Below are 12,851 nucleotides of genomic sequence, written 5' to 3'. Positions count from 1 at the left end.
GCTGACAGAAATTTGTTTTCTGTCAGCTTTTTTCTAGAAGTAGCTATTTTCGAAGGACTTTATGAAAATTCCGGCGATTTGACGTGGCTTTCCGGCGATCCCCTCAATATTCAAGCGATCTTCAATCATCTGCTGCCAATCGTCACCTTCATCGTTTCGTTACGGTCTCCACTCGATTCTTTGCTGTACAAATGACAGGCCACATAATGATCTGAAGCAACTTCCTGCATCTCCGGTTTCTTCATTGCACATACATCCATGGCGGCGGGACAACGTGTTCGGAAGACGCAGCCTGAAGGAGGATGAATCGGGCTCGGAAGCTCTCCTTTTAAGATGATCCTCTCCCGTTTGTCTTCAATATCTGGATCAGGTATCGGAATCGCAGACAAGAGCGCTTGTGTGTATGGATGGAGCGGATTTTGATACAGTTCTTCACTAGCCGAAATTTCAGCCATATGCCCAAGATACATAACCCCGATTCGATCGCTTATGTGCTTTACCATTGACAAATCATGGGCAATAAATAAATATGTTAATCCGTTTTTTTTCTGAAGGTTTTTCAAAAGGTTGACGACTTGCGCTTGTACGGAGACGTCAAGCGCCGAAATTGGTTCATCTGCAACGATAAATTCCGGCTCCAAAACAAGTGACCGGGCAATTCCGATTCTCTGCCTCTGCCCTCCACTGAATTCATGGGGATATCGGTTCGCAAAATCACGGTTTAACCCGACGGATTCCAACAGCTCGTCCACTTTTTTCATCCGGTTTTTCTTCCCTTGGTGCAATCCGTGGATCTCCATTGGCTCTGTCAGTATTTCTCGGACGGTTAATCTAGGATTTAACGAAGCGTAAGGATCTTGAAAAATCATTTGTATTTTACGTTTGAATAAAAACTGGTCCCCTTCATGAACGCTGTGAAGATTCTGGCCATCGTATGTAATGGTACCTTCTGTCGGTTCATAAAGTCGCATTAGCATCCTTCCTGTTGTTGATTTTCCGCACCCTGATTCGCCGACAAGCCCAAAGGTTTCCCCTTTATAGATTTGAAAAGAAATGCCGTCAACAGCTTTTAGTGTAAGTCCTTTGGACAAATCAAAATGCTTTTTAAGCCCCTCTACCTTCACTAATACTTGATCGTTACTCATCGAATCCCTCCGCATCATACGTACAGCGGCGAGCTGCACAAAGCTCTTGTTCATATATCGTGCCGCTTAAAGTAATGATTTCCACAGTCCGACCTGTTTTAGGAGAATGAAGCATTTTGCCATCGCCATAATAGATACCGACATGATGAATACGGCCTCTCCCCTTCTCATAGGCAAAAAACAAAAGATCCCCCGGCAACAGTTCGTGTAACGGAACTTCTTTGCCATCCAGAACCTGATCGCTTGCATCTCTTGACAATCGATAGCCGTTTACTTTGCACATACTGTAAACAAAGCCTGAACAGTCGAACCCGAATCCGCTCATACCGCCCCAAAGGTAAGGCAAACCGAGAAATGCCTCACCGCTTGTAACGATGTCTGTTCCTGATCCTGGCGAAACAGGCTCTTTATGATCGATGATTGCTGAACCTTCTGTTTTTATCAATCTTTCTCCTCTTGGAGTATGTACATGAAGCCATTCCCCGCCCTTTTTTGTTATGGGCAGCTCTGTTAAAAAACTAATCTCAAAATCAATTGAATCCGGATTGTGATATAGATTTGCCGTCGGCTTACTAATGACTGCCGTATGATCAGATCGGACCTTGCCTTCATTCGAAAGCTGGCAGCTGGGAATCCACCCCGGATATCCCCATGCATTCTTCGAGGACTTCTGTGCAGGAACAACAACCTTAGACCATTTCTCTCGTTCTTCCGTCACGATTACTTCCTGTCCGAACAAAGCTTGGGACTGGAGCAAATTTTTTGTGCAAAGCTCAAGTCTCTGATCATAATTAAGCATATCCAGCCATTCTCTTATATCAACCGGATTAGAAGTCACTAGATGATCGATTTCTCTCGGAGATTCAGGATCTGTCCATACATTTGCAATCGAAGTGCTGACAAACATAGTAGTATTTTGTTTCATTGCGTTTGCTCCTTTCTTGTATGAACTTGACTGATTCCGAGTCCGGGCCGGTCAAAAAAGGATATCATTCTTCCCGTATATTCAATACCGCCAACAACCCACTCTTCTTTAAGCATGAGAGGGGCATCAAAATCATATCTTGTAATATTTTTTTTGCTGGCCGCAAAATGAGCAGCAGCGCTAATGCCAATCTTCGTTTCAATCATGCTTCCAACCATGCACTCTACTCCGCAAGCCTCTGCAAGTGCATTGATTTTCGTTGCCCTGTGGATTCCGCCTGCTTCTCTGTAAAAACACTTTCATCAGCCATAATCAGTGTTTCAACGGCATCAGTCACTGCCTTTAGCCCTTCTATGTCATCTTTATGGACAGGCTGCTCAATAAGCTCGATTCCAAATCCAATGTCTTCCATTTTACGAATGGCAAAAATGGCCTCCTTAACGCTCCAGCCTTGATTCGCATCCAGTCTGATTTTTATGTCCTTCCCTATACGCCTTCTGATTTCCTTTATTCTTTCGATATCCTTATAAATGCTGTCTTTGCCAACTTTTATTTTAAGGACTTGAAAGCCTTCCGCAATATATCGCTCTGCATCCTCTGCCATCTCTTTCGGGCTGTTTACACTGACTGTATAGTCGGTTTCCAGCTGGTTTCTGTATCCACCCAAAAATTGATACAGAGGCATGCCGCAATATTGTGAAATTCCGTCGTATACCGCCATGTCAACAGCAGCTTTTGCACTTGAATTATGAATGAGCAATAGATTCATATCTTGGAGGATAGCTTCAAAGTTTAAAAGGTTTTTTCCGATAAGAAACGGCTTTAACACATTGTGAATCGCCGCATCTATACTTTCTGCACTTTCGCCTGTAATAACTACGGTAGGAGGAGCTTCTCCCCAGCAGATGATCTGATTTTCAATGGTCATTTTTACGACTACTGATTCAGCAATGCTGACTGTTCGGAGTGCCGTTTTAAATGGTTTCTTTAAAGGAACAGCGATACGAAATGTTTCGACGTCAGTAATTTTCATTCAACGATCCTCCACCCGTTGTTATTTCACGCCGGATTCAATGACCACTTCTTTATTCCGTGTCTCCATTTTTGCTTTTGCTCCCACCGGAATCGCGAAGTTTGGCTTTGAGTGGCCGATCTTAAACCCCATGATCGCAGGTCTATTTACACGGATTACATAATCATTGATCACTTCTTCAAGAGTAAGAGATTCTTCTCGATTCTTTGGCTCACAGCCGTTGAAATCACACACAAGAATTCCCGCAGCCTCTTCTAATTTTCCTGCCATATGTAATTGGTTCAGCATCCGGTCTACCCGGTATGGTTCTTCATCAATATCCTCGAAAAAAAGCAGCTTGTTCTTCGTATCGACCTCGTACTTTGTTCCTAATGTGCTCGTTAAAAGAGCCAAATTCCCCCCAATGAGCCGACCTTCAGCAGATCCCGCTGCCAAGACGGTTAATGGAGAAATCGTCTCGTCATACTTCAGTTGATCCAATTGAAAAAGCTGCTTGAACGACTCTTTCGTTAAGTCATGAACGTCTTCTTTTCCAATGTCAGAGCTGAGCATCGGACCATGAAAGGTGACAAGCCCCGTCTGCTGGTGAATCGCTGTGTGCAAAAAGGTAATATCGCTATATCCCCAAAATATTTTCGGATGTTTCTTCAGTAAGGAATAATCGATCTTTCCGGCGATTCTCCCCGTTCCGTAGCCGCCACAGGCACATATAATCGCTTTGATCGATGGATCCCGAAACATAGTGTGTAAGTCTTTCAAACGGCTCTCATCATCTCCGGCTAAATAGCCAAAACGTTGGCGAATGGAAGTACCCAACTTAACGTTTACCTCTAATTCTTCTAAAAACGATAACGCTTTGTTAAGCTTGCTTTCATTTGGAGGGCTTGCCGGTGCAATAATTCCGACAGTATCCCCTTTATTCAGCTTTTCCGGTTTTATCATTTTCAAATTTGATCTCCCCTTAAAAAATACCCTTAGTATACACAAAGAGATCGGCAAAAAGGGCGATGATTTTGTATATACGGGCAGATGAGTGTTCAACTGCCCGAGATACAATAGAGTAACTGTAATCTGATTAGGATGATTTTTCCGCCCACTTTAATTCAAGGTAACCGACAGGATGTCGGACGATCCCTTTGACACCTTCCGCTTCTAAGTTCACTTGATTGTAGAAGTGAATTGGAATGATCGGCATCTCGTCAAATACTAGTTTTTCTGCCTCATACATGAGCTGAAATCGTTTAGTCTCATCCGCTTCATTTTTGGCGTCCTTAATGAGCTGATCGTATTTTTCATTGCTCCAGCCGGTCCGGTTCATCGAATGTCCGGTCTGGAAGTTCTCGACAAAATTAATCGGATCGGCATAATCCGCTAAGAACGAGCTTTGCGAAAGCTGGAATTTTAATTTCTTTTGTTCAGCTGAGAAGACTCCCCATTCCATATTAGCAAGCTTTACTTCTACTCCAAGAACATCTTTAAATTTTTGCTGAATCGCTTCTGCCATTAGTTTATGCTGAGGAGTTGAACTATAGGTCAACGTAATCTCAGGTAGTTCAGAGTATTTTTCTTCTGTCATGCCTTCCTCGAGCAATTTTTTTGCTTCATCCGGATTATAGGTAATGAGATCTCCGCTTGTTTCTCTAAAATCGTTTCCGCTTGGATCGGAAAATCCAGGAGATACATAGCCTCTTGCAGGTTTTTCACCGTTTTTCGTAACATAGTCTACAATCTCCTGCTGATCAACAGCCATAGCAAATGCTTTTCTGATTTTTTCGTTTTGGAAAGGCTCCATCTTCACATTAAACCTGTAGTAATACAACCCAGCCTGATCATCTACTTTCACGTTATCCTGCTTAAGCAATTGCTCAGCCATTTCTGCGGGTACACTTGCCGTATCGAGCTCGCCGTTTTGGAACATTTGATAGTCGGTATTTTCATCATCTACCATTGCCCACGTAACCTCATCAAGCTTCACCGTGTCTTTGTCCCAGTACGTGTCGCTTTTCGCCATTTTTATGCTTTCGTTATGCTTCCATTCTGTCAGCTTGAAAGGTCCGTTTCCGACAAACGAATCATCTTCTGCAAACCATTCTGGATTTTCTTCATCAACTTTTTTATTTACCGGAAAAAAAGCCGGATTAGAGATGACACTCAAGAAATACTTCTGCGGGCTCGTCAATGTCACTTTAAGGGTCTTTGCATCCTCGGCTGAAACCTGAACATCCTCTGCAGAGCCTTTATCGCTGTTATAAGCTTCCCCGCCTTCAATAAAATAGCCTAAAAATGCTGAATCATATGCTTTTTCAGGGTCTAAAAGCCTTTTCCAGGCGTATTCAAAATCCTCTGCAGTGACATCGTCTCCGTTCGACCATTTGGCATTCTCACGAATTTTAAACGTATACGTTTTTCCGTCATCAGAGACTTCCCATTTTTCTGCGGCAGCTGCTTCAGGCTCATGGTTTTTCCCCAGGCGGGTCAATCCTTCCATAATATTATTCAGAGATTGCCAGGAGAGATTATCAAACCCTTTTGGCGGGTCATAGGATGTAGGTTCCTTTGTATTGTTGAGCCTCAGAACCTGCTTCTCCTCCGAGTTTCCTCCGCTATTTTCACCTGCCTGCTCATTTGCTGTACATCCTAATAAGGCAAAAGCAAACAGCAATACACTTAGAAAAACACTTAATCTTTTCAAAGAAATTCCCCCTTTTTCATTATCTATTTAAAGGCTTTCGCCTGCTAATAAAGTGTGGTTTTTACGGGCAGTTATCCCCCACCTAGGAATACTCGTTTACACTCAAAACCTTGAGGTGGGGGTCTTACTGCCCGTTAATACTGGATAACTGGACTGCCTTTGCCCGTTTGTCCTGAAGCCAGCAATAAACATGGTGATGATCTGACAAATAGGTTTCTACCGGATAAACCTTCTCACATACCTCCATGGCATAAGGGCATCTGGCGGTAAACGGACAGCCAGAAGGAGGTGAAAATAAATCCGGCGGTGTACCAGGCACCGGAATTAATTCCGCACCTTTTAGATCGAGCCGAGGCACAGAGTGTAAAAGACCTTTCGTATAAGGATGCTGAGGATGATAAAAAATCTCTCTCCTCGTTCCGGTTTCGACCATTTTCCCTGCGTACATTACGGCAATACGATCTGCAACTTGAGCGACGATACCCAGATCATGCGTTATTAAAATGATCGCTACGCCGGTTTCCTTTTGAATTTTTTTAAAAAGCTCAAGAATTTGCGCTTGGATCGTTACATCTAATGCCGTAGTTGGTTCGTCAGCAATGATAACCTCCGGCTCGCACATTAACGCCATGGCAATGACAATTCTTTGTCTCATTCCCCCGCTGAATTCGTGCGGATACTGTTTAAACCGTTCGTCAGGATTCGGGATACCTACCAAATCCAGCATAGACAATACCGCTTTTTTTGCTTCTTTTCTAGTTATCTTTTTGTGCTGAAGAACAGCTTCCATCAATTGATCTCCTACAGTTAATGTCGGGTTCAAGGCTGTCATCGGATCCTGAAAAATCATCGAGATTTCCGCACCCCGAATCGTTCTTATCTCTTTTTCAGACACTTGAGTCAGATCCGTTCCTTTAAATAGTATAGAGCCTTTCGTAATTTTTGCTGAATATGACGGCAAAAGCCCCATAATGCTTTGCGAGGTGACACTCTTTCCGCAGCCAGATTCGCCAACAATCGCAAATGTTTCCCCTTTATTCAGAGAAAAGCTGACTCCGCGGACCGCTTGAATCGTGCCTCCATAAGTTGTAAAAGTAACGTGAAGGTCTTTAACTTCGAGTACACGCTCCATATCATTACCTCCTTAATTTAGGATCCAGCGCATCCTGAAGCCCGTCTCCCAACACGTTAAAGGAAAACATTGTAAGTGAAATAAAAAATGCCGGAAAGAACAGCCTCCACCAATGTCCCGAAAGGATCGTAGGCAAACCATCATTCGCCATAACACCCCAGCTTGCAAAGGGGGCTTGGATTCCAAGTCCCATAAAGCTTAAAAAAGCTTCAGCGAAAATGGCACTTGGTACTGTAAGCGTCATCTGTACAATGATTGGACCCATCGTGTTAGGCAAAAGGTTTTTTCGAATGATTCGGAAGGTCTTCGCTCCAAATGTTTTTGACGCGAGGACATATTCATAATTTTTCAATTGCAGAACCTGGCCTCTGACAATCCTAGCCATGCCTACCCAGCCGGTGACTGTAAGCGCAACAATGATCGTGCCAAGCCCTGGTCCCATTAAAACCATTAATAAAATGACCACCAATAAATATGGCAGCCCGTACAATATTTCAATGATTCTCATCATGATATGATCCGTTCGTCCACCTTTATAGCCGGAAATGCCGCCATAAATCACACCAATGACAAAATCAATGATCGCCGCCATGATCCCGACAAAAAGAGAAACACGTGCCCCATACCACGTTCTTGTAAATACATCGCGCCCCAGCCCGTCAGTTCCAAACCAATGCTCAGCCGAAGGAGGTTTGTTTTGCTGGGTTAAGACTTGGAAATTTGGATCGTGCGGCGAGACGTGCGGTCCGATTATGGCCATAATGACTAATCCGGCTAAGACTCCAAGTCCCGCCATCGAGAGCTTATTCTTTCTCAATCTTCTCCATGCGTCACCCCAGTAGGATAAACTAGGCCTTCTAACAGACTCTGCTTCTGCACTGTCTTTTCTAACAGGGTTGAACCATTCATCAGGGATGTCTGTTGAGACTTGGTCATTGTGCTGAACAGGCATCGACATCGTCACTCATCCTTTCTTATGAAGCTTGATCCGCGGATCAAGAATACCGTAAGCAATATCAACTAAAAAAAGCATTACGATCAAAAAAATGCTGTAAAACACCGTCGTGCCCATAATGACCGGATAGTCTCTTGAATTAATGCTCTCTACGAAATATCTCCCCATCCCCGGTATCGCAAAAATTTTCTCGATAACAAAGCTTCCTGTTAATATTCCGGCGACAAGAGTTCCTAAAATCGTAATGACTGGCATCAATGCATTCTTTAGTGCGTGCTTAAAGACAATTTTTGCGGGCGATAATCCTTTCGCTTTTGCCGTTCGAATGTAATCCTGGGTTAAAACCTCGATCATACTCGAACGGGTCAGCCTTGCAATGATTGCCATAGGTCCAGTAGCAAGTGCCAGCGTCGGAAGCACCATATGCATAGGGCTTGTCCAAGTCGCCGTTGGAAATAGCTTATATGTTACTGCGAGCTGTTGAATCAGCAATGAAGCAAGAACAAAGTTTGGAATAGATATTCCCAAAACAGCGAAGGTCATCGCCAAATAATCGATGAACCCATTGTGTTTTAACGCGGCTATTACCCCTAGTAATATCCCGGAAACGACAGCCACTAACAATGCAAGCATTCCAAGCTCGAACGAGATCGGAAACCCTCTGCCAATCAAATCATTAACGGTTTGGGAAGGCTGTTTAATAGACGGTCCAAAATCAAATGTTATAAGTGATTTCATATAATCAAGATATTGCACGATTAAAGGCTGGTCGAGCTTGTAGTACGCTTCAAGATTTCTTTGAACGTTCTCATTGGTGTTTCGCTCTTCATTAAATGGAGAGCCAGGAATAGCCTTCATTAAAATAAACGTTAACGTTGTTATTACCCAAATCGTAAGAAGCATTGCGACCAGACGTTGTCCTATGTATTTTGCCAATTGTTATCCCGTCCTTTAACAAAAAGCCGTGTGCATCGCCAGCTCTGTCATGACTAGCATCGCTTTATAGGCTTCGAGGATATTCTCAGCCTGAAATTTAACTTTTGTCGTACCGCTGATGATTTCCGTTCCCGGCATCAACGCTGCCCATTCGGCTTGTCCGTAATTCGCAAATTCAATCGTTAATAGAGGATGATCAAGGGGAATTAAAGGCTGTACACTATTTCTGTTCTTTATCGCTTCTGCCGTTTTTTCCTTTAATAGCTTGCCTGACTGCTCAGGTGTAAGACTTAAGACAGAAGATCGGGAAATCGTTTCTTTTACAACTGCAGTTGTTACGTTTGGAATTAATTGCTCCGCCTCTAGAGCCGCTTTGTCATCTCCGGCAACCATTAAAACCGGTACCTCGTAATACCCCGCCACATAGGCATTAAATCCAAGCTCACCCACTTCAATATCATTAATGTAAAAATGCCGGACACCGAATATCATACTGTGAGACATTACACCTTTCATTGAGGCGCGGGCATGGTAGCCGATAAACATGGCGCCCGTATATGTATCGTCCAAGCACTGAACCATTGAAAAAGGCTTAACATCACCCGTTATCAGTTTTGCATCCGGGTGAAGCCGCTCAATCATCAGATTATTCATCTTTGAATGGCTGTCATTTACGATTACATCCTTGCAGCCTTGGTCAAACGCCTCCGCGATCACATGATTTGCCTCATCTGTCATCAATCGTCTGCCGCGCTCATAATTCAATTTGCGGCTGTCAACAAACGTGTCATCCCCTAATCCTGTAATCCCTTCCATGTCAACTGATAAAAATAGCTTCAACTCTATACCCCCCTAACACAAAACTTTTCTGAAAATATACAATGTTGCGATTATATTAATATTCTTACAAATTATATTGGAAAATCTCTTGGATTGCAAGGCTATTAGAAGATTTTTCCGCAAATCATGTTAGATTTTCTGACAAATTTTAAGAAAAATGATTACTTTTCATAAAAAGATCCACCTTTCCTTATTCATTTCTAAATCTTTATTGTCGGAGATTGATATTTTAAAAAAATGATATTGAACACATTTTTGTTGATCTGCTATTTCACTTGATCTGCCCGAGGGTAAATCTATCACGATCCACCAAAAAGCTATTAAATTATCCATTACTACTTTCCCAGCTGACTGCAAATGTAAAGAATCCCCTCAGACAGAAGGGATTCCTATTGGAATTGGCAGCTCTTATGCAAGATAAGCTTCATGAATTTGCTTATCATGGATCAGGTCACTGCCAACCCCTTCTAAAATAATTTGCCCTGTTTGCAATACGTATCCCCGATTCGCAATTTGCAGTGCTTGAAAGGCGTTTTGTTCAACCAGCAGAATTGTAACGCCTGCATTATTTAACTCTTTAATGATTTCAAAAATTTGTTCCACAATGATCGGTGCAAGGCCCATGGAAGGTTCGTCCAGCATTAATAAAGCAGGATCCATCATAAGAGCCCTTCCTATTGCCAGCATCTGCTGCTCTCCGCCGCTCATCGTTCCCCCTCTTTGATCGAGTCTTTCCTTTAATTTAGGAAAATAGTGAAATACTTTTTCCATTCTCTCCTCGATCAATTTTTGGCTCTTCACTGAAAATGCACCGATTCTTAAATTCTCTTTTACCGTCATTCTAGGAAAAATCCTTCTCCCCTCCGGAACATGGGCGATACCTAGGAGGGTTGTATCATGAGCAGGCATCGAGGTAATGTCCTTACCATTATACAGAATGCTTCCTTCTTTCGCTTTTACCAGCCCGCTGATTGTTTTTAAAGCCGTCGATTTTCCAGCACCGTTGCTTCCGATTAAGGTAACAATCTCACCTTTATCCACTTCAACATTCATTCCATTTAAGGCCTGGATCACCCCATAATAAGCAGACATGTTTTTTATTTCAAGAAGTGCCATTGTTCTACCTCCTATGCCAATTCCGCTGCTCCCTTGCCAAGGTAAGCTTCAATTACCTTCGGGTTAGTACGGATGTCTTCCGCATTGCCTTCTGCTATTTTTTCGCCATGATCCAAAACAATGATGTGATCAGAAATCTGCATAACGAGCTTCATGTCATGCTCGATTAATATGATCGTTATTTCAAGCTCTTCTTTTATTCGGTTAATTAATTCTGTTAATTCTCGTGTTTCCCGCGGATTCATCCCTGCTGCAGGTTCATCAAGCAGTAATACCTTTGGTTTAGTGGCCAGTGCACGGGCTATTTCGAGCCTTCGCTGAGCCCCATACGAGAGACTCCCTGCTTTTTCATTGTAATATTCCTCCAATCCTACGTATTGAAGGAGTTCATACGCATTTTTTTCCGCTTCATTTTCTTCCTTGCGAACGTGAGGAAGATTGAACAAAATCCCGAATATCCCAGCTTTCAGATGATTGTGCATACCGGAAAGAACATTCTCCAACACGGTAATTTCGCTAAATAAACGGATGTTTTGGAAGGTACGGGATATTCCTTTTTTAGATACCTCATGAGGCTTAAGCCTTGTAATCGATTCTCCATTTAAATGAATGGTTCCTGAAGTCGGCTGGTAAACACCTGTAATCATATTGAAAAAAGTAGTTTTTCCGGCTCCGTTTGGACCGATAACAGCTGTAATCGAATCTTTTTTTATATCCATTGAAACGTCTTTGTTTGCAACTAAGTCGCCAAATTGTTTCGTAAGCTTGTTAACCTCCAATATTCCCATGCTTGCTTCCTCCCGGGAGTTCTTTTTCGATCTTTTGAGTTTGAACTTCTTTTCCTTTAGAAAGGAATTTATTTTTGTCGTATTTGACATTTTTATATGGAATTAATCCCTGCGGTCGGTAGAGCGCAAATAGGATGAGCAGTCCTCCAAATATAAATCGCTGCATTTTCGAAGGAGACAATGCTCCCGGCAGTTGAAACGAACCGCTTTGGCTCATCTCATTAAACCAGCTTGTCATCTCAGTCAGCACTTGTGTGTTCAGAATCGTTACAACCGCTGCACCCAGAATGACTCCCGGTACACTTCCCATTCCACCTAAAAGCACCATGACGAGTACCGTAATGGACTCTAAAAGTGTAAAGCTGGTTGGATCAATAAACGCTTGCTTTGCTGCAAAAACAACTCCCATAAGGCCTGAGAAGGAAGCTCCGATTGCAAATGCCTTTAGTTTTGTTCTTACAAGCGGAATCCCCATTGCTTGCGCAGCAATCTCGTTTTCCCGAACAGCTTTCCATGAGCGGCCAAGCTTCGAAGCTTCAAGTCTTCGAACAAAAAATACCGTAAAAACAAGCAAAATTAGAACGATAAAATAGTAATCACTCGGAAACTTGATTTGGTAGCCAAATATTGACGGCGAAGCTATTGAAGTCAGCCCCATTGCACCTCTCGTGATATCGACCGGCTTATCAAGGTTGTTAAACACAATCCGAATGATTTCACCAAACCCTAAGGTTACAATCGCGAGGTAGTCGCCTTTTACCCGCAAGACAGGTATACCTAGCAAAACTCCGAATAGTGCAGCAACAAACACTCCGATTATGAGAAATATCCAAAAGCTTTCCCCCGAGAGCGGATAAGTTCCAAACGGCATAAAGTTTGCCGCTTGTGCGGTAGCAAAAATCCCGTATGTATAGGCTCCGACTGCAAAAAAGGCAATGAATCCAAGATCTAGCAGCCCTGCAAGGCCTACGACAATATTCAGACCTAATGCCATCGCGACAAAGATTCCTACCATCACGGCTACGTTCATATATTCTTGATAGGCAGGTCCCTGACTTGCCGAAAAAGGCAGAACGAGAACAAGGATCACCAGCGCTGCCGCCCATTTAATCCGATTGCTGAAGGAGGTAAGATAAAGCAGCAGCAACGAGAAGAGAATCAATAAAAATGATGTCACAGACCTTTGGGCGAAAAACAGACTTGCGCCAGTGACAGCTACGTAAAGAATGAGAAGGCCGCCTTGCGCTTTTTTGTTTTCTTTAAGAAGGTTTTTTATGTGTGTCATTTCT

General features: G+C 43.0%; 11 protein-coding genes and 1 pseudogene. All 12 read right to left on the bottom strand.

What is annotated here, in order from left to right; all coding sequences use genetic code 11:
• Positions 1-125: 125 nt before the first annotated feature.
• The 12 genes and pseudogenes from AM592_RS03895 to AM592_RS03835 all read right to left on the bottom strand — a co-directional run bounded on the left by AM592_RS03895 (position 126) and on the right by AM592_RS03835 (position 12,847).
• Positions 126-1,145 (bottom strand): ABC transporter ATP-binding protein, encoded by a 1,020-nt coding sequence (locus tag AM592_RS03895; protein ID WP_053602567.1) that lies wholly within the window; start codon positions 1,143-1,145, stop codon positions 126-128.
• A complete protein-coding gene (locus AM592_RS03890) occupies positions 1,138-2,070 on the bottom strand; it encodes a C40 family peptidase (RefSeq protein ID WP_053602566.1) in 933 nt (310 codons plus the stop codon). The genes AM592_RS03895 and AM592_RS03890 overlap by 8 nt, the downstream gene beginning before the upstream one ends.
• A pseudogene (locus tag AM592_RS03885) lies at positions 2,067-3,103 on the bottom strand (dipeptide epimerase). Before AM592_RS03885 ends, AM592_RS03890 begins: the two are co-directional and overlap by 4 nt.
• A gap of 21 nt (positions 3,104-3,124) precedes the next feature.
• Positions 3,125-4,045 (bottom strand): S66 peptidase family protein, encoded by a 921-nt coding sequence (locus AM592_RS03880; protein WP_053605971.1) that lies wholly within the window; start codon positions 4,043-4,045, stop codon positions 3,125-3,127.
• Positions 4,046-4,178: 133 nt separating this feature from the next.
• Positions 4,179-5,795, bottom strand: coding sequence for a peptide ABC transporter substrate-binding protein (locus AM592_RS03875; RefSeq protein WP_053602565.1), 1,617 nt, complete (start codon positions 5,793-5,795; stop codon positions 4,179-4,181).
• 124 nt (positions 5,796-5,919) lie between these two features.
• The gene (locus tag AM592_RS03870; protein WP_053602564.1) at positions 5,920-6,927 is read right to left on the bottom strand and encodes an ABC transporter ATP-binding protein; all 1,008 of its coding nucleotides are present in this window, start codon (positions 6,925-6,927) and stop codon (positions 5,920-5,922) included.
• Positions 6,928-6,931: 4 nt separating this feature from the next.
• Positions 6,932-7,885 carry an ABC transporter permease gene (locus AM592_RS03865; RefSeq protein ID WP_053602563.1) on the bottom strand — a complete coding sequence of 318 codons (954 nt, stop codon included), beginning with the start codon at positions 7,883-7,885 and terminating at the stop codon, positions 6,932-6,934.
• Between the two features lie 6 nt (positions 7,886-7,891).
• Complete coding sequence (locus tag AM592_RS03860) at positions 7,892-8,818, bottom strand: ABC transporter permease (protein ID WP_053602562.1); 927 nt, start codon at positions 8,816-8,818, stop codon at positions 7,892-7,894.
• Between the two features lie 15 nt (positions 8,819-8,833).
• Positions 8,834-9,658, bottom strand: coding sequence for a M55 family metallopeptidase (locus AM592_RS03855; protein WP_053602561.1), 825 nt, complete (start codon positions 9,656-9,658; stop codon positions 8,834-8,836).
• Between the two features lie 408 nt (positions 9,659-10,066).
• Positions 10,067-10,774 (bottom strand): ABC transporter ATP-binding protein, encoded by a 708-nt coding sequence (locus AM592_RS03845; RefSeq protein ID WP_053602559.1) that lies wholly within the window; start codon positions 10,772-10,774, stop codon positions 10,067-10,069.
• A gap of 11 nt (positions 10,775-10,785) precedes the next feature.
• A complete protein-coding gene (locus tag AM592_RS03840; protein ID WP_053602558.1) occupies positions 10,786-11,562 on the bottom strand; it encodes an ABC transporter ATP-binding protein in 777 nt (258 codons plus the stop codon).
• On the bottom strand, positions 11,543-12,847 hold the full coding sequence (locus AM592_RS03835; protein ID WP_053602557.1) for a branched-chain amino acid ABC transporter permease: 1,305 nt from the start codon (positions 12,845-12,847) through the stop codon (positions 11,543-11,545). The genes AM592_RS03840 and AM592_RS03835 overlap by 20 nt, the downstream gene beginning before the upstream one ends.
• Between the last annotated feature and the right edge of the window lie 4 nt (positions 12,848-12,851).

The organism is Bacillus gobiensis (genome assembly GCF_001278705.1).
Classification (GTDB): domain Bacteria; phylum Bacillota; class Bacilli; order Bacillales; family Bacillaceae; genus Bacillus; species Bacillus gobiensis.
The sequence above is the reverse complement of the archived record's forward strand: the minus strand, read 5'-3'. Positions and strand labels throughout refer to the sequence as shown.